The organism is Luteibacter sp. Sphag1AF (genome assembly GCF_014192715.1).
In the GTDB taxonomy this organism is placed as follows: Bacteria; Pseudomonadota; Gammaproteobacteria; order Xanthomonadales; family Rhodanobacteraceae; genus Luteibacter.
Window position 1 is genome coordinate 40,037 of record NZ_JACHYH010000008.1, and the last position, 17,946, is coordinate 57,982.

Genomic DNA, 17,946 nt, shown 5'->3' on the forward strand with positions numbered 1-17,946 from the left:
AAGTCGCAACGTATCAGGGACGACGGTTGTGACATCCTCACCGTTGCCGCCATCGCCGCGCAATGCGGGCATTGACCTGCTGCGCGGCGTGGCCATTGTGCTGGTGGTCTTGCACCACTTGGGTCTGCGCATTCCTCTCAAGAAGATCATGCCGGACGACGTTCTTCCCGGTTGGCTGCTGGACGGCCTGAATGCCAACGGTTACGAAGCGGTTTTCGTTTTCTTCGTGATCTCCGGTTTTCTGATCGCCGGAAATGCACTGCGCCGCTGGGGCAGCCTCGATCACATCGACATCCGGCAGTTTTACGCGCGCCGCTTCGCACGTATCGTGCCGTGCCTGCTCGTACTGGTGGCCTTGCTAAGCGCGCTGCACCTGCTGGGATTTGAGGACTATGTGATTGGTCGCCCCGGGCAGTCGCTGGGTGGAGCCATCGTTGCCGCGCTGGGGCTGCATCTGAATTGGTATGAAGGGCGTCACGGCTATTTGCCCGGCAATTGGGATGTGCTCTGGTCGCTTTCCATCGAAGAGGTCTTCTATGTGGCCTTTCCGATCATCTGCCTCGTCACACGCCGCCGCGCGGTGCTTGTTCCGATGCTTCTTGTGCTGGCCGTGTCGCTGCCATGGACTCGCGCAGCGCTGAGCGGGAACGATATCTGGCAGGAGAAGGCCTATCTGCCCGGCATGGCGGCTATTGCTACGGGAGTGCTCGGAGCGTTGCTGGCAGCGCACTGGCGGCAGCCGACGCAACGCACCCTGACGCTTATGGGGTGGCTGGGTGCGGTGGGCCTTGCCGCCGTATGGTTCGATGGCGGCGCCCTATGGCACGTGGTCAGGAACGGATATCTTCTGGTGCTCACGCTATCCGCGCTATGCCTGCTGATGATGTTCCAGGCAAAGGATGGTGCTGGCGGCTGGTGGCACGCATGCGTTTTCGGATGGCTACGCAGTTGGGGACGTTTGAGCTACGAAATTTACCTGAGCCACATGTTTGTGGTGTATGCGGTGGTGAGGCTGTTCAGGCTCAGTGGCGGAGATTCTCGTGTCGGGCTCTGGTGCTACCTGCTTGCGCTTGCGTTGTGCTGGTTGCTTGGCCTCGCTGTGGAAAGGCTGCTTTCGTCGCCTTGCGAGCGTTGGTTGCGGAAGGTATTCGGTGGAGGGCTACGAGCGAGAGCCCACGGCCATGAAGACGCATCACAGGCGGCGCTTCACCGTTGACCTCGGGATATAAGCACCAACGACCAGAAATGATTTCTTTCCCTTTGGCGGCTGTCGCCGTGATAACGGATCGCGCTTGACTACCTGCGCACTCCATCCCACCTCAATGCTTCGACCAGCAGCGCGAAGGCGGGGGAGTTCTGGCGACGGCTGGGGTAATAGAGGTGGTAGCCCGGGAACGCCGGGCACCAGTCCAGCATCACTCGCTTGAGCCGCTTATCCGATATCGCTTCTGCCACGATGAGGTCCGGCACGCAGGCCAATCCCCGGCCATCAAGGGCTGCCTGCGCGATCAGGCGAGCGCTGCTAAGCGTCAATCGCCCCTCGACGCGTACATTGACGCTCCTTCCATCCTTCTCAAATTCCCACGCATAAAGGCCACCCTGGGTCATGAGCCGCATGTTGATGCAGTCGTGCGCAGTAAGATCCTGCGGTATCCGTGGGATGCCTTGGCGTTTGAAGTACGTGGGTGTGGCGACTACCGCCATGCTCAGCGGCGGGCTGATCGGGACGGCAATCATGTCTTTGGCCACCTGCTCGCCCATGCGGATACCGATATCGAAGCCTTCGGCCACGATATCGGTAAGGCCAGACTGGTCCACGACTTCGATGTTGATCTCCGGATAGTTGTCCAGCAACCGTCGGAGCTTCGGCCACAACACCAGCTCGCTGGCGTGATCGCTGCTATTGATACGCAAGGTGCCGCTCGGCCGGTCGCGCAACTCGCCCAGGCCATCGACCGCAATGTCGATGCTGGCGAAATGGGGAGCGATCTCCGCCAGCAATCGTTGGCCCGCCTCAGTCGGCGTCACGCTGCGTGTGGTCCTGGTCAGCAAGCGGATGCCCAGGCGCTGCTCAAGCTCGCGAACCGTGTAGCTCAACGCTGCCTGCGACACGCCCATCTGCGCGGCGGCCTTGGTGAAGCTGCGCTCCCTCGCCACGATCAACAGGGCTCGCAGGTCGTTGTAGTGCTCGCGTGCCATTGCGTCGATCCCACTAATAATCTGTATTTATAAGTCTATTCGAACTTACCCCATTTATCCTGGGTAATCGGTGGCTCACACTGGCCCCATTCCGAGAAGACGCGGCTGCACCTGGGGCCATCATCCCCTCCGCCCGCGATTCACGACGGTCGCGGGCCATTCCGGTCCTCATCTGACATCAGGAGTGCCTCCATGATGACGACGCTTTCCTTTCTCGGCGGGCTCCCCGGCGCGCCGGTCAATACGGCCGCCATCGGCACCGCACAGCAGATCATCCGCCATGACTGATACCCATGCAGAAGACGCCGCGCCCGCACGCGTCAGCCAGCGCACGCTGGGTTCGGGCGAGTTTGCCATGCCCGTGTCGACGCTCGGTTTCGGGGTGATGGGCATGAACTACAACCGTGGCCCACACCCGGATCGCGCCGCACTGATTCGGCTGTTGCATCAAGCGGTGAATCGTGGCGTCACCCTTTTCGATACCGCCGAGGTCTATGGCCCGCACGTCAACGAGGAGCTGGCGGGCGAAGCGCTTGCTCGTTTCAGCCACCGCATAGCCATTACTACCAAGTTCGGTCATCGCATCATCGATGGCCAGTACGTCGCTGGCGAGTTGGATAGCCGTCCGGCCACCATCCGCCGCGTGGCCGAGGCATCGCTCAGGCGCCTGCGCCTGGACGTCATCGAGTTGTTCTACCAGCACCGCCTGGATCCGGCCGTCCCTATCGAGGACGTGGCCGGTACGGTCAGGGAGCTGATCCACGAAGGCAAGGTGAAGCGCTTCGGTTTGTGCGAAGTAGGTGTGGACACGATCCGTCGCGCACATGCAGTGCAGCCGGTGACCGCTGTGCAAAGCGAATATCACTTGATGTGGCGCGAGCCAGAGAAACAGGTACTGCCAGCGCTTGCCGAGCTTGGCATCGGCTTCGTGCCGTACAGCCCGCTGAATCGCGGCTTTCTCGGTGGCGACATCAACGAGCACACGCGCTTCGACTCCGGCAACGACAACCGCAACACGTTGCCGAGGTTCACGCCAGAAGCATTGCGCGCGAACCTGGCCGTGGTCGAAGTGCTCAATGTCTTCGGCCGCACCCGCGGCATGACCGGCGCGCAGGTTGCACTGGCATGGCTGTTGGCCAAGGGGCAGAACATCGTGCCCATTCCCGGTACCACGAAGCTGGCGCACCTGGAAGAGAACCTGCGCGCTGCCCACTTCGCCCTCGGTGCGACGGATGTGGCCACGCTCGAACAGGAAGTCTCGAAGATCGGAATCGTGGGCGAGCGCTATCCGCCCGAGCAGCAAAGACAGGTCGCGAGCTGACGCGCGATCACAATCGACCCGCGTCAGCATGGCGCACTGAACTTGAATCCAAAGGCCTTACAGATGGAAATTTCTTTCAAAGACAAGGTTGCGCTGGTGACAGGCGCAGCATCGGGCATTGGCCTGGCCACTGCCAAAGCCTTCGCCAGAGCCGGCGCTGCCGTAGCGCTCGCCGACATCAACGCCGATGCGGCGCGCATCGAAGCCACGCATTTGGCCGACGCCGGCTACCGGGCCGTCGGCATTGGCTGCAATGTCGCCCATCTCGACGAGGTCGAAGCGATGGTGAAAGAGATCGTCGTGCGCTTTGGCCGTCTGGACGTGGCCTTCAACAATGCTGGCATCCAGAACAAGCTGGCTGAAACAGCGGATGCCACACCCGAAGATTTTGATCGGGTCATGGGTGTGAACCTGCGTGGTGTGTGGAACTGCATGAAGGCCGAACTCACGCAAATGCGCGCCCAGGGCAACGGTGCCATCGTCAACTGTTCTTCGCTGGGTGGCCTGGTGGGCGGTGCGCAGCGCGGCAACTATCACGCCGCCAAACACGGTGTGCTGGGCCTGACCAAGAGCGCGGCGCTTGAATATGCCCAGCGCAACATCCGCGTCAACGCCGTTTGTCCCGGCCTGATCTGGACCCCGATGGCTGACCAGATGGTGGCGGGTGGTCAGAAGGAAGCGCTGGACGGAATGCTGCTGGCCATACCGATGGGGCGCCATGGCAAGCCGGAGGAGATCGCCAACGCGGTGCTGTGGCTATCCAGCGATGCCGCCAGCTACGTCACCGGCCAGTCCATCTCGGTGGACGGGGGATTCGTCATGCGCTGATTCACGGGTGAGCGCACGTGTCGAAATGACCTGACTCTGTCATCGTGTGCAAGTTGCTGAATATACGTGCATCTATGCCTTGGTGATGGCCGGAGTGTGAGTGCCAGTGCCATGGTTAGCTGCTACCCCGCTGGTCAGTGACAGCTTTACTGGCACATCTAAAGACTCTGCCGACACAGACGTTGCCTAGATTGCTTCACAACGCGGTCTATTGCCGAAAGGGAATCCCGCATCCATCGGTCAGCACTGGCGGCAGCTCATGCGGCTGCTTGGGTATGTTGGATTGGCGATCTATACGAAATTGACCACGAGGGTCTTGTTGCAGATAGGTCGCTTGTTTGCCATTCTGACGCGGCACGCGGCTCCAAGCGCAACTTCGTCGAACAAGCGGGGAGCAGATGGAGTCGGAAGGGGTCCGGATATCCCCGCAGATTGTGGTGGATAAGACATAGCACCCCGGATAAAAAGGTTTGTGTGGCGGCGTATCGACGATGTCGACTCCGGGAATATCAGAGAAGAGATTGATCGCGTGTAGGATTGCGTTGGAAAAGTGCCGCACAGGGAAGCTGAACATCCAGTGCATATCACCGAATCAAGGCACTACTGTGAAGCGTTAGGTGTACATGGAGAGACTATGAGCAACTCAGACAATAAAGAACTGATAGATCGCTACTTGGTCGCCTACAACTCTTTCGACATTGACGGCATGCTTGCGCTTCTATCGTCCGGTGTTCGCTTTGAGAACTACTCTGGGGGGGCAACTCACTGACGCCACAAACAGTATCGACGAGTTCAGGGAGCTCGCTGAGAAATCCAAGTCCATGTTCTCTGAGCGCGAGCAGCACATCACCACGCTGACACTCAGCGAAAACTCGGCCATTGCTGACATTTCCTACCGGGGCCAGCTCGCTGCTGACATACCCGGCGGCCCTTCAGCCGGGACGGTACTTGATCTGCAAGGTCAGTCAGAGTTTTCTTTCAAAGGTGGGCAAATCAGCAAGGTTGTTGACCGCAGCTGAGTGCACACCTAACAATTCATTCAAGCCGAATCCCCGCACTTTTGGTTGCGTTCGTTAACGAGCTAGCATCTGCGCGTGGCTATCGCATCTCATCGCTCATTGATGGCCACGCGTTCGTTTACGACACTCGGTCAATGGCACGGTTCAATTGTGCTTTGCAGTTTGGTAGCAAAGGTCTCGTGTCGGCGCCGTATGCTGACAATCCGCAAGCCTAACATTTCGTTCAAGGCGGACGGCTTCGCCGCCGCTTAACTCCAGCGTTAGACACCTCAGGGGAGATCCATTATGGGTGAAACGGAAGAAGCAAATAGCCGCCGCGCTGCCATTGCCATGCGTAATCGTCGCCGCATGCTGGAGTCCCGTGAGCGCAAGTGGACGAAGGCTGTATTTGGGCTCATGGCTTACTCGGCGTTCTCAAACGTTGTCAGCGGCATCGTGCTTCTAACAACGTCGCCTTTGGATGCTGGCTTAGGCCTCATCCTCGGCGGCTTGTATTCACTTGGCGCCTATCGCATTTGGTTCAAAGACGATATCCGCTGGTGGCCCGTCGCAGTGCCAGCTGGTATCTCAATTGCCGTTCTGATACTTGCCTGGGTCGGCGGAGTTCAGCATCCCATTCCGTTGTTGCTTAACACCGTTCTCCTCGTACTCGTGCCTTTCCGCAGGCGGGCTGTGGAAGCGGTGCCTAACATCTCGTTCAAGGCCGACGGCTCCGCCGCCGCGTAGCTATTTCAGCGGACTATAGGTTGATGAAAACGGCGCTCTACAACTGGTAAATTCAAACCTGAGAGCCCAAGACATGAAACCCTTCTGCGCGTGTTGCACGCACACGCTGAACGGCGTTCGGTTCGGCACCCAAGATTAGAGAAGCACTTAGGCGCAGCCATTCCAGGAGCAGCCTAGCAATTCATTCAAGCCGAGCCGCTTCGCGGCTCGGCTTAATTCAGGTGTTAACCAGCAACGAAAATGCAAACGAACACGCCCGTCAGTTTCGATGAACTCCTCGCAGGTCTCGAGTGGGCGAGCGCTGCAGGTTATGGCGCGGCTAAGACTTGAGCTGCAGGTTGTTCTCCGCACTCCATCTTCGCAGGGCCTCTTCCACGGCCGTCTGCTCGAACGCGAACCAATCTTCAAGTCGGTCCTTTCGATCGAGCAACGCCTTGAATCGTTGATACGCGCCACGGCCTTGAAAGTACCCATAGGTAAGTTCGCAGGACTCCGGCAAATGGGCATCAACAAAGCGCAAGGCGAGTTCCCGCCCGAGACCAAGATCCCCCTTGCTCCGGAGTGCCAGGCAGACCTTGTCGTCTTGGATATCCTCCGGGAGATCCTCATCTACATCGGCGCTACTCGATGAGCAGAAAATCTTGCCGCTGATCCTGTTGACGTAAGCCTCGTTCTCGACGGAAGGGCGCCGTTTTTATCTGACGAGTGCTGCTCAGTGCCAGCGCTAGCGGTCAGTGACACGGTTAAAGATCCCAGTGACAAGGTTAGGGGCAGTCGACAAAGCATTGTCGGGCAACGTTAACTCTGGCACTGATATAACTACGTGATCATTCTGGGATATTGTCCCCTAATCGCCGAACACATCACCGCCGTGACATTGCTACGCGTCGTAAAGCAACGCAGTGACGTCGTATACGGCAGTAAGGCTCAACGGTAGTGATGCGTAGTTTATTCGACGGGCATAGCCGAAAACTGCACGCGAAGTATGTCGCGCCTGCGCCGTAGCCACTGGGGAGAGAGTCCGGTTCAGAAGTCATCTTCGTCATCGAAGATGTCCTGCTTCGGGGCATTCTGAGGCAGGACGTCGAAGTTGTCTTGCCTGACGGGTTCCGGCGACTTTCCCTGAGGCTTCGTCGACAGCCTGGATTACGTCAAAGGGCACTATGCCTCCCATGAGGAGATCCCAATCAGCCGAAGTATCCGGTCGCCGCCGTCGTCTCCATCTCGTCGACGGCATGACGAGTGGTGGAGGTGCCGGCTGTTGATCTGCGCCATCGATTAAGACAGCCGTTGCCCAATCACTTTGGTTGTCAATCGCAGAACGGTTGCTCGCTATCCATTGCATGATCTCGGTGGCTCGTACCACCTCGCGCTCGTTGTACTTAAGCGAGAGATCTGTGCCTGCCGCCGCCACTACTTTGGACCTAATATCAACCTGTCGGCGCCATCGTCGCTCGGCGCGCCTGCAAACGCTGGCCTCAGGTTTTCCGGAGTCGAGTTGGCCGACGCGCCGTTTCTTTCCCTCTCGTTCTGCGAGCAGCTGGCCTCGCGCTGATTCGATGTCGCTTCGAAGAAAGGCGCCATGTGTAGAGGGCACACCAAACATTGGGCCGCCGTTTCGGGCTTGTACTACGCGCGTTGCCGTCGAAGACGGCAGGCTATGCGTGCGTCGATTCACGGCGCTTCTTCCTTGCACCGCGCATGGGTCGCGATGAAGCGATTCTCCATGGAGACGTTGAACCGCATTGTGCTGCTGTTGCACGAGGGGTGTTCGTCGGTCCTCGCATCAACGTAGGGAGTTTTTGTTCAAGGCTTCGCCGCTTCCTTGGTCATTCAAGGAACATCTTCATCGCCGCGAATGTGCTGTAAATCAACGTGCACGGCAATTGCGATTGCGGTCACATCCTGGTGACCCGACGAGCACTGGTGGGTGTCGTTGTGTGTTGACAGCAGTACTTCCGCTATTTAGCATCGAATGGTCGATACAAGGAACCGTCGATCATCGCTCACAAGAACCATCTGTGACGTGATGCATGCTCTACTCGATTGATACCGTCGGATGGCATCTTTCAGGAGTCACGTAATGGAATACATGAGTCTCCTGCGCTTGAGTGCTGTGTTTCTTTTCCGGCACAGAGCACGAACAATACTGGCGCTTGGCGCCATGAGCATTGCGTTCGCGCTCTTTGGAACGCTTGATGCTGTAAGGCTCGTCTTCGAGTCACAGAACACAGGCGACGTCCCCCGGCTAGTGGTCACATCTCGCCGTTCGCTCAATGAGGGATTGGCCCGGTCGACGTCGTTGCTGTTTACGCCATTGGGTGTACCGGTTGGACAGGTTGCCTGGGCGAACTGGGTCGGCGGCTACTATCAGAATCCCGAAACTCCCATCTCCAACATTGCTGTCAGTGCTGACTACTTGCGTCTTTACCCGGAGTTGCATGTATCCACAGACACGCTCAAGCGCTTCGCGGCTACGAAAAACGGCGTGGTGGTGGGAAAGCAGCTGGCCTTGGACAGGCACTGGGCCGTCGGTCAAAACGTGCATCTGCTCGGGGTGCCGTTTCAGGCAAAGGATGCTGCGGACACAGGTTGGACCTACCAAGTCGTTGGCACATTTGAGGTGGCCGACCAGAAACTGAAGCTTCTGGAAAGCCAGTTCCTGTCGCGCTGGGATTATCTGGATGACATGGCGGTCTATGGTCACGGCATGGTGGGGTGGTTTGTCGTCAACGCGGGCAAATTTGAGCGACAGGATCTGCTCGCGGCGGCCATCGACAAAGCGACTGAAAACTCATCAAACCCAACGCGTGCACAAACCGAGCAGGCTTTTCAGCGCCAGATGGCAAACCAGGTAGCCAATGTCGGCTGGGTGACCCGGGGGCTGATCGGCGCCACGGTAACTTTCGTGCTGCTGCTGACCGGGAAGGTCATGGCACAGACCATTCGCGAATCCATTCAGGAGCTCGGCGTCATGAAAGCCATTGGCTTTACGACGCGGTTTCTTCTTTTGATGCTTGTCGTACAAAGCGCCCTTCTGGTGGTCTTCTCCGCCATCCTGGGTCTGGCGACGGCCACAGCTGGCGTGGCGGTTCTCCACGAACTGTTTCCGGCGGCGCTCATTCTCCAGCCCATATCGTTGCAGGCCTGGCTAGACGGCCTGGGTGTGGCGACGATCGCAGGCATCCTCGTGTCCCTTCGGCCTTCAGTACGCACTTCACGCGGGCTGCCTGCTCAGCTGCTGCGTGGTTGAGGCCCGTCCATCCATCATGACGACGAAGTCGACAAAGCCCTCAAGCTCTGCCGCTTTTACGACATTGACCTTTTTCGTCCCTGTCGTCGCCTGTTCCTGGTTGCTGCTTGTACCGCTGTATTTCACCGCTTTCGCCAGTTTTTTTCTCGTGACCGCAGCCGGCTTCATGGGGTGGCTTGGACCATGTGTCCGTGTGGCCATGATCGGACTTCCCGCTTGGCGGGCACGCCTCCCTTCAGCAGGTCTCATCGTCCTGAGTTCGCTGGCTGTCGGTTTTTTCGCCATGGCCGTCGGCTTTGTGGCTCAGAGCATTGAACACACCCTCTCCACGTCCGGGCAGGACGACGTCGTGATGATGATGAGGAGAGGCGCTGACTCAGAGCTGCAGTCCGTGGTGCCGCTTTCTGATGTCGCAGTGGCTGAGAACACACTTTTGTCAGAGTCGCCTGACGGACAGTCGCGTGTTTCGAAGGAGTCCCTCATCACCACGGACGTTTCGGTCGGAGGCGGGCGGGCGTCGGGAAATGTGCAGGTCAGGGGTGTATCCCTTCGTGCTCTCTCTGCTGTCCGCCCGGGGTTAGAGCTGCTCGACGGGCAAATGCCGCGAGCAGGCGTTCGCGAAGTGCTGGTGGGAAAAGCGCTCGCCGGCCAGATCGGCGTTAGCTCTCCACACGACACCATCACGATCGGGGGAGAGGCCTGGGCAGTCGCCGGAATCGCCAAGCTTCCCGGTTCGGACGACTCCGCGCTTTTTTCAGACGCAACGGTGGTCAATGAAGTCAATCGCCACCCTTATTTCCAGTCTGTCAGGGTGCGCCTGGCGGGCGATGAGACAACGGCTTCAATGGCCGCCCGGCTCACGTCCGACAAACGATTGGCCCTGTACGAGCTGCGGACAACTCGCCAGTACTTTGAATCTCAGGCGAGGGACGTAGCGAACGACGTCAGGCGCGTGGGGTGGAGTGTTCTTGCGATCGTCGCCGTGGGACTGTCGCTAGCGTCGCTCAACACCACGTACACCGTCGTGCAGGGAAGGCGATTTGAGCTGATGGTCATTCGCGTGGTGGGATTTGAACGGTGGATGGTAGTGGGTGGTTTTGTCCTTGAGTTGTTGGTGCTGTCGCTTGCAGGGGGGCTGCTCGCAGTCTTCCTTTGCACGACGTTTGTGGACGGCAGAACCATCTCCATAACCGGCCCGGGAGCGAGCCAGTTGTCGCTGACGCTGACTCTCGCGCCGTCAGCCGTTGCAGATGCCCTGGCCTGGTCACTTTGTATGGGATTTATAGGAGGCTGGTTTCCGATTCGGGCTATGGCGAGAGTGCCGCTCGCATCTGGGCTGGCAAGAGGGAACTGACGTTTCAGGTAGCTCAATTGGAGAAGGTTCCATGGGACTGGAAGGAAAAGCACAGCCCGTACTTCAGCTGCGAGGGATTGGCAAGACGTATGGCGCGACTACAGCGCTTGAACACGTAACCTTGTCGCTTTCAAAGGGAGAGCTGGTCGGACTTATCGGGCCAAATGGCGCCGGCAAGACCACGCTCATGGAGATAGTGGAGGGGGTGAACATCCCGACGTCAGGGATGGCAACTATTTTTGGAGAGGATCCGACTCGGCTGTCGACAAGGGCACGTGGACGCATCGGTCTCGTCTTCCAGCGTTACTCGCTCCCCGGCTACATCACTGTTTTGGAGCTGGCCACGCTCTTCCGCACGGCTCTTTGCGTTTCCGCCGGAAATGACGAGTTGTTCGTCAACCTGGGTCTCATGCATCTTCAAAAGCAGCGGATATCCGACCTTTCCGCCGGACAACAGCAACGCATGCCGGAGGAAACGGTATGGTTCTGACTCTCGGCGAGCTTGGATTGCTTGAGGAAGCTCTACATGTCCGCGATACGCCAATGCTAGTGGAAGAACCGATGAATCACGGAAAGAACCAGTTCTTCCCGTGGGCACATGCGCTTCTGGCGTTTTGGGGAATTTGTGTCGCCGTCTGCCTGACAATGAGTCGTTGCGCGACAGCGGCAGATTTAGTGAGGGAGTCCGCTTTGTGGCCGTCGACTGCACTGTTGCTTGTCATTCCGGCGTGGATAGTCGCGCACGAGTATGCACACCTGGTTGCAGCAAGAATCGCGGGCTGTCGGGCCGGAGGCGTGCATTTCTTCAGTGACCGCTCGTTCCTTCCGAGATTTCATATCCCGGCACGAGATGCCTTCCTCAGCAATGAGAGCCGGTACCGCATTTACATGGCGGGTCCAGTTCTGAACTGCTTTTTGACGTCCTTGCTTTTGCTCCTGGCTGTGTCGGTTCGCTCACCAGCCACGTTGGTGGCGTCGACATCGGCAATTGCGTTCAGTGGCATATGTTTTTTCCACTTGCCCGGCATGGATTCACAGAGGGCAAAGGCTTGTGTCAGCGAGACCCATGGACGACAGGCTTGGCGTATGGGAGCGGTCAATGCACTGTACGTTTCGTCAGCGAGCGTGCTCTTACTTTGTACGCTGGGGCGAGTGCTCGACCTGGTGAAACTGACTAATTGAAGCTGGAGAAAAAATGAAAATTCGTAGCAGCCGTCGCGCAAGCGTTTCGGGCGTGATCATCGGGATGACTCTTGGCCTGCTTGGTATGGCGGCCGGGGTCTACTTCGGAGTGGTCAAGCCGGCGCTGGCGTCCGGCGCATCCCTGGACCTGCCCATTATGTCGATTGTTGTGATGCTGGCCATCATGCTGTTTATTGTTGCGATGGCGATCGTGTTGCTCCGCAAGAGGAAGAATGCCGGTGCGCTCGACGAGAAATGGAAGTAAACGGACCTTTCTCAGGCTTTGTCGTGTGTGTCCCCCCCGCGCGACTTGGTTGGTGCCTCCATGTTCCGAGGTTGGATCATGAGGTCCAACACACCCCTTTCAGGGGTGTGCGTTCGACAAGAAGTCAAACTCATCCATAAAAGGAACGAAACAATGATTCAGCTTTCCAGCGACGCGGCAGGCCACCGCTACGATGTGGTTCGCGCAAACGCAGCCTCGGCGATGTCCTTCGACTATGCGCTCGAAGACGTCAGCGCCAACTTGTTGCCGGCCAATACGTTCGGCACCGTTGGCACCGTTGGTACTTTCGGTACGGCTTGCGGCTGTGCCGGCACCGCGGGTAGCGCCGGTACTGCGGGCTGCAGCAGCAACTGTGGTCTCGCCACCAGCGGTGGCTAAGAGCCAGCGGGCTCTTTTGGGGGCCTGAACGCGAGCATCCCCGGTCATTTGACCTGGGATGCTTTTGACCGACCAGTGAGACTGCAGCTATAAAACCGGAAATGGAAAACCTGGATGCGCTCAAGCTCGACGCATCCCACCGTTCACAGCGGTCGCCGCGTGGTGGAAGAGTACACGGGCTACGTTTGACCGTCGCCCTCGCCGGCGGCGTTGTTGTGCTTGTGGTCGCTGGGGCTTTGACCTGGCGAAGGGCCTCGCGAGAGAAGGTCCCGGAGCGGATAGCCGAGGTGGTCACCATCGGTCCGCTGAGGCAGGGCGCACATTCCTTGCTGGAGGCGACCGGGTACGTGACGGCCCGTCGCAGCGCAACGGTGTCCGCACAGGTAACCGGAATCCTGAGCGAGGTCAACTTTGAAGAGGGCGACCATGTTCGCAAGGGGCAGCTTCTCGCCCGCCTTGAGGACGGCGCATTCGTTTCATCGCTCGACGGTGCCCGGGCGAACCTCAGTGCAGCCAACGCGAAGATGGTCGAAATTGGCGTACAGCGGCATCAGCTTGAACGGGACTCAACACGAGCCCAGGCATTGGTTGAGCGAAAACTGGTGTCGCGGCAAACGGCAGAGCAGGCCCAGAGTGCGCTTGACGTGTCTGATGCTCAACTCGCGTCGCAGCGCTATGGCGTCCTTGCGGCCCAGGCGGCGGTGGAGATGGCGCGGGTCAACCTCGCATACACCGTCGTGCGTGCCCCCTTCGATGGCATTGTCACCATCAAGTCAGCGCAGGTTGGCGAAACCGTGTCACCGTTGTCGGCAGGAGGGGGATTTACCCGTACCGGCATCGGTACCGTGGTGGACATGGATTCGCTGGAAGTGCAGGTCGATGTGAACGAAGCCTACATCGGACGCGTGACATCCGGGATGGCCGTAAAAATCATCCTCGACGCCTACCCGGATCACCCGTCAAGAGGGCGGGTTCTGGCCATCATTCCCGCAGCCGACCGCGGCCGGGCCACCGTTCGGGTCAGGGTCGGCGCGGACCAAGTGGACCGGCGCTGGTTGCCGGACATGGGCGCCAAGGTTTCGTTCCTCGCCGATGAGGGCGCGGCACCGAAGAAAGAGGGCGTCGTCTTGCCTCGCAGCGCCCTGGTCGTCGCGAACGGGCAAGCGACGGTTTTTGCCGTCGAAGACGGCAAGGCTGTCAGCACGCCGGTGGTTGTCGCGCTTGCGGAGGGCCCGCAGGTGCGCGTCGTCTCTGGCATCCGCGAGGGCCTCAGCATTCTCGTTGCTCCTCCGCCGGGACTTCGCGATGGCGAGGCCGTTCATATTCACACTACTTCCTCGAGTGACAAGGTCCAGCCATGAACAACATCGTCCAGATTCGCGACCTCGGAAAGAACTACCAAAAAGGGCCGACGACGGTCCAGGTTCTGAGCGGCCTCGACCTTGACATCGAAAAGGGTGAGTTCGTCGCGTTGGTGGGACCTTCGGGGTCAGGAAAGACGACCCTGCTCAACATCATCGGCGGCATTGATGCGCCTTCATCCGGTTCGGTTGCCTTCGACGGACGTGAGGTCAACTACGGGGACGATGGTCGGCTGGCTCGGTGGCGCGCCGAACACGTGGGTTTCGTGTTTCAGTTCTACCACCTGTTGCCCATGTTGTCGGCAATGCGGAACGTCGAGCTGCCACTGCTGTTGACCAGGATGGGTGCGGCTGAGCGGCAGCAACGCTGCGTGCTTGCGCTTGGTCTCGTCGGTCTTTCCGATCGTGCAGGGCATCGTCCGGCCGAGCTTTCCGGCGGCGAACAACAACGCGTTGCCATCGCTCGCGCCATCGTTTCTGATCCGGGTCTGCTTGTGTGCGATGAGCCGACGGGCGATCTGGACCGCGAATCGTCTACCCAGATCCTTCAGTTGCTGCGAGACCTGAATGGGCAGCATGGGAAAACGATTGTCATGGTCACTCATGACCCCTATGCAGCAGCCTTTGCCGATCGCACTGTGTCCATGGAAAAAGGCAAGCTCCAGGTTGCGTGAGCAACGACGGGGCGGAAAGACAGCCCATGCGAACATCGTCCTGGTGACTTGCTTCGTGGTGTTCGCGGTCTTGAAGAGAGTGTCGCGAAACACCCGGGAGGATATGACTGCGGTGTACGGTGGGTCACGCGTGCGAATGCTCGTTGCCGACGGCTTGGCCTGCGCACTGGCGGTAGGCGCCTTGCTGCTAGTCGCTCATTTTGGCTTGGGGAAGCCGGTCGCATCGAGCTGATTCAGGAATGGCGGGGCCGGTGCGCTCGGATTGCCGCCGCAGCAGTCACCGTCAGCCCGAAGTGGCTTGACGGATACCTCACCTCGTCCAACTCTCCCGGTGATTAAATCTCGAACTGATGGCATCACCTTCGAAGGACGTATCTTTCCGGCGAACGGAAGCTGGAGAGCGGCCATGGTCTCGCCTTCGTCGGGCTGCGCGCATTCCTAATAGGCAGTGACAGGGTAAAGCGCCAATGACACGGTTTCAGACCCGAGTGACAAGGTAAAGGGAGCCCGACAGGCTATCGAAAAGTCGCGCTTGACTCTGGACCTGGATCAATGGTCTAGACTTGCCGCATGCCTACCGAAACCACCTCCCTGACCATTGGCCGCATTGCCAGCACTGTTGGCGTTGCGATTGACACCATTCGTTACTACGAGCGCGAGGGCCTGCTGCCTGAGCCGCGGCGCCGGGCGTCGGGGTATCGGGAGTACGACGCCGCGGCGGTGACGCGGCTGAGGTTTATCCGGCGTGCCAAGGATCTTGGGTTCACGCTGGAGGAAATCCGCGAGTTGCTGGCGCTGTCTGCCGACCGGGCGGATGGGGTCGGTGGTGTGCGCGAACGGGCGCAGAAGCGGCTGGACGCGATTGATGCGCGGATTGCCGAGTTGCAGCGCGTGCGGCAGGGTTTGTTTGATCTGGTGGATGCCTGCCCGGGGCATGGTGCACCGGAGGAATGCCCGATTCTGCGGGCTCTGTCGGAGCCGCAGGCATGAGCGCGTCGTGCTGTTCGCACGGCGCGGTGTCTGCGGTGGCTGATCCGTTGAAGGACCCTGTGTGCGGCATGACGGTCGATCCTGCGACGGCGAAATACAGCGCGGAGCACCACGGCACCACCTATTACTTCTGTGGCGCCCGATGCAAAGACCGCTTTGTGGCGGACCCTCAGTCCTTCCTGGCGCCCAGGCCGGTAGCGGCGCCTGCGCCTGCGGGCACGATATACACCTGTCCGATGCATCCGGAGATCCGTCAGGTCGGGCCGGGCTCGTGCCCCAAGTGCGGCATGGCGCTTGAGCCTGCGTTGCCCAGTGCGGATGAAGATAACAGCGAAGTGCACGCCCTGGGCATGCGCCTGCTTGCGCTGGTGGCATTGACGCTGCCGGTGTTCGTGCTGGCGATGGGGCCGCACCTGTTCGGCTGGCCGTTGCCGATGTCCTGGGCGATGCCTGCGCGGGTGATCGATGCAGTGCTGGCCAGTGTGGTTGTGCTGTGGGGCGGTGCGCCGTTCTTTGCGCGCGGCTGGCGCTCGCTGCTGCCGTGGTCGCCGAACATGTACACGCTGATTGCGCTGGGTACGGGCGTGGCGTGGCTTTACAGCGTGGTGGCCTTCCTGCTGCCGGGGATATTCCCTGTGGCCATGCAGGATGGACATGGCCAGATAGCCGTCTATTTCGAATCGGCGGCGGTCATTGTCACACTGGTGATGCTGGGGGATTTTCTGGAGTTGCGTGCGCGCAGGCAGACAGGTGAAGCGCTTCGTGCCCTGCTGGGTCTGGTGCCCAAGACCGCACGGCGAATCGCCGCCGATGGCAGCGAGCATGACGTTGCGCTGGATGAGCTCAGTGCAGGCGATCTGTTGCGTGTACGGCCTGGTGAGAAAGTGCCTGCGGATGGCATCGTCACCGATGGCGAAAGCCACGTGGACGAAGCCATGCTGACCGGCGAACCGATGCCGGTGGCCAAGGCGAAGGGCGACCATGTCACGGGGGGCACGCTCAATCAGCATGGTGCGTTGACCATGCGTGTGCAGCACACGGGTGCCGATACCGTGCTGTCGCGGATCGTGGCGCTGGTCGCCGAAGCGCAGCGCTCGCGTGCGCCGTTGCAGCGCATCGCAGATCGCGTGGCCGCGTGGTTCGTTCCCGCAGTCGTCGCCGTGGCTGTGCTCGCGTTTGCGCTGTGGTGGCTGCTGGGCCCGGAGCCGCGCTTTGCGCATGCACTGGTAGCGGCGGTTTCGGTGCTGATCATCGCCTGTCCCTGCGCGCTGGGTCTGGCTACGCCGATGTCGATCATGGTGGCCAGTGGTCGCGGCGCGCAGGCGGGCATTCTGTTCCGTGATGCGGCGGCCATTGAGACATTGCGTGACGTCGACACGCTGGTGTTCGACAAGACCGGCACGCTGACGGAGGGGCGTCCGGTGCTTTCCGGCGTGGAGACGTTTGGCTGGGAGCGCGCCGAGGTACTGGCTTTTGCGGCGGCCATCGAGCGGCCCAGTGAACATCCGCTCGCAGCGGCCGTGGTTGCTGCGGCGCTGGCGGAAGGCATCACTATCCCCGAGGCATACGGTTTTGACGTAGCGGTGGGTCGGGGTGTGTCGGGCCGCGTTGGCGATACCGATGTCGCGCTGGGCAATAGCCAGCTGATGGAGCAGCAGCGGGTGGACGTGGGGGCAGGGCGCGACAAGGCGGAAACGATGCGGGCCCGTGGCGCCACCGTCATGTTTCTGGCGCTGAATGGCCGACTCGCCGCCATGCTGGCCTTTACCGACCCGATCAAGCCGTCTGCGGCCCCGGCCCTGAAGGCACTGCGCGAAGCGGGCCTGCGGCTGGTCATGCTCACGGGCGACAGCGCCACCACGGCCAAGGCCGTGGCGAGCGACCTGGCGCTGGATGACGTGCACGCTGGCGCATCGCCGGAAGACAAGGCGGCCGTGATCCGGGATCTCAAGCGCGAGGGTCGCAAGGTCGCCATGGCGGGTGATGGCGTGAACGATGCACCGGCGCTTGCTCTGGCAGACGTAGGCATTGGCATGGGCAATGGCAGCGACATCGCCATTGAAAGCGCCAGCGTTACCCTGCTTAAGGGTGACCTTGCCGGTATTGCCCGCGCGCGGGCACTCTCCGAAGCCACGGTTCGCAATATCCGGCAAAACCTGTTCTTTGCGTTCGTCTATAACGCAGTCGGGGTGCCTCTGGCAGCCGGTGTGTTGTATCCCCTCTGGGGCATCACGCTGTCGCCGATGGTGGCGGCACTGGCCATGAGCCTCAGTTCGGTGTCGGTGGTGGGCAACGCGCTGCGGCTGCGGCGTCACGGATAAGCAAATGGACACGCGCGCGATGCCCCCCCGCGCGCTAAGCTTCGCGTCTCCCCA

Annotated in this window: 17 protein-coding genes; 16 read left to right on the forward strand and 1 reads right to left on the reverse strand. The window is 60.1% G+C overall.

Annotated features, from left to right (window positions below; translation table 11 throughout):
* Positions 1–28 precede the first annotated feature (28 nt).
* Positions 29–1,216 (forward strand): acyltransferase, encoded by a 1,188-nt coding sequence (locus FHW69_RS16400; protein ID WP_183424183.1) that lies wholly within the window; start codon positions 29–31, stop codon positions 1,214–1,216.
* Positions 1,217–1,296: 80 nt separating this feature from the next.
* On the opposite strand, the gene FHW69_RS16405 is transcribed toward FHW69_RS16400, so the two are convergent.
* Complete coding sequence (locus tag FHW69_RS16405; RefSeq protein WP_183424184.1) at positions 1,297–2,199, reverse strand: LysR family transcriptional regulator; 903 nt, start codon at positions 2,197–2,199, stop codon at positions 1,297–1,299.
* Positions 2,200–2,554: 355 nt separating this feature from the next.
* Between FHW69_RS16405 and FHW69_RS16410 the strand changes: the two genes are divergently transcribed.
* The 15 genes from FHW69_RS16410 to FHW69_RS16480 all read left to right on the forward strand — a co-directional run bounded on the left by FHW69_RS16410 (position 2,555) and on the right by FHW69_RS16480 (position 17,892).
* Positions 2,555–3,520, forward strand: coding sequence for an aldo/keto reductase (locus tag FHW69_RS16410; RefSeq protein WP_255494868.1), 966 nt, complete (start codon positions 2,555–2,557; stop codon positions 3,518–3,520).
* Positions 3,521–3,583: 63 nt separating this feature from the next.
* A complete protein-coding gene (locus FHW69_RS16415; RefSeq protein ID WP_183424186.1) occupies positions 3,584–4,348 on the forward strand; it encodes a glucose 1-dehydrogenase in 765 nt (254 codons plus the stop codon).
* Positions 4,349–5,058: 710 nt separating this feature from the next.
* Positions 5,059–5,367: a hypothetical protein gene (locus FHW69_RS16420; protein WP_255494864.1), complete on the forward strand. Its 309-nt coding sequence runs from the start codon at positions 5,059–5,061 to the stop codon at positions 5,365–5,367.
* Positions 5,368–5,652: 285 nt separating this feature from the next.
* Complete coding sequence (locus FHW69_RS16425) at positions 5,653–6,093, forward strand: hypothetical protein (RefSeq protein WP_183424187.1); 441 nt, start codon at positions 5,653–5,655, stop codon at positions 6,091–6,093.
* 268 nt (positions 6,094–6,361) lie between these two features.
* A complete protein-coding gene (locus FHW69_RS16430) occupies positions 6,362–6,724 on the forward strand; it encodes a hypothetical protein (RefSeq protein WP_183424188.1) in 363 nt (120 codons plus the stop codon).
* A 1,452-nt stretch (positions 6,725–8,176) separates the two neighbouring features.
* The gene (locus FHW69_RS16435) at positions 8,177–9,346 is read left to right on the forward strand and encodes an ABC transporter permease (RefSeq protein ID WP_183424189.1); all 1,170 of its coding nucleotides are present in this window, start codon (positions 8,177–8,179) and stop codon (positions 9,344–9,346) included.
* Positions 9,347–9,362: 16 nt separating this feature from the next.
* Positions 9,363–10,700 (forward strand): ABC transporter permease, encoded by a 1,338-nt coding sequence (locus FHW69_RS16440; protein WP_183424190.1) that lies wholly within the window; start codon positions 9,363–9,365, stop codon positions 10,698–10,700.
* Between the two features lie 31 nt (positions 10,701–10,731).
* Positions 10,732–11,190, forward strand: coding sequence for an ATP-binding cassette domain-containing protein (locus FHW69_RS16445; RefSeq protein WP_183424191.1), 459 nt, complete (start codon positions 10,732–10,734; stop codon positions 11,188–11,190).
* Positions 11,181–11,882: a hypothetical protein gene (locus FHW69_RS16450; RefSeq protein WP_183424192.1), complete on the forward strand. Its 702-nt coding sequence runs from the start codon at positions 11,181–11,183 to the stop codon at positions 11,880–11,882. Before FHW69_RS16445 ends, FHW69_RS16450 begins: the two co-directional genes overlap by 10 nt.
* 13 nt (positions 11,883–11,895) lie before the next feature.
* Complete coding sequence (locus tag FHW69_RS16455) at positions 11,896–12,147, forward strand: hypothetical protein (protein WP_183424193.1); 252 nt, start codon at positions 11,896–11,898, stop codon at positions 12,145–12,147.
* A gap of 153 nt (positions 12,148–12,300) precedes the next feature.
* Positions 12,301–12,546 carry a hypothetical protein gene (locus FHW69_RS16460; RefSeq protein ID WP_221195596.1) on the forward strand — a complete coding sequence of 82 codons (246 nt, stop codon included), beginning with the start codon at positions 12,301–12,303 and terminating at the stop codon, positions 12,544–12,546.
* A 101-nt stretch (positions 12,547–12,647) separates the two neighbouring features.
* Complete coding sequence (locus FHW69_RS16465) at positions 12,648–13,907, forward strand: efflux RND transporter periplasmic adaptor subunit (RefSeq protein WP_183424195.1); 1,260 nt, start codon at positions 12,648–12,650, stop codon at positions 13,905–13,907.
* Positions 13,904–14,581, forward strand: a complete 678-nt coding sequence (locus FHW69_RS16470) for an ABC transporter ATP-binding protein (RefSeq protein ID WP_183424196.1) — start codon at positions 13,904–13,906, stop codon at positions 14,579–14,581. Before FHW69_RS16465 ends, FHW69_RS16470 begins: the two co-directional genes overlap by 4 nt.
* A gap of 570 nt (positions 14,582–15,151) precedes the next feature.
* Positions 15,152–15,571, forward strand: a complete 420-nt coding sequence (locus tag FHW69_RS16475) for a heavy metal-responsive transcriptional regulator (protein WP_183424197.1) — start codon at positions 15,152–15,154, stop codon at positions 15,569–15,571.
* Entirely contained in the window at positions 15,568–17,892 is a 2,325-nt protein-coding gene (locus FHW69_RS16480) for a heavy metal translocating P-type ATPase (protein WP_255494865.1), read from the forward strand. Before FHW69_RS16475 ends, FHW69_RS16480 begins: the two co-directional genes overlap by 4 nt.
* Positions 17,893–17,946 lie beyond the last annotated feature (54 nt).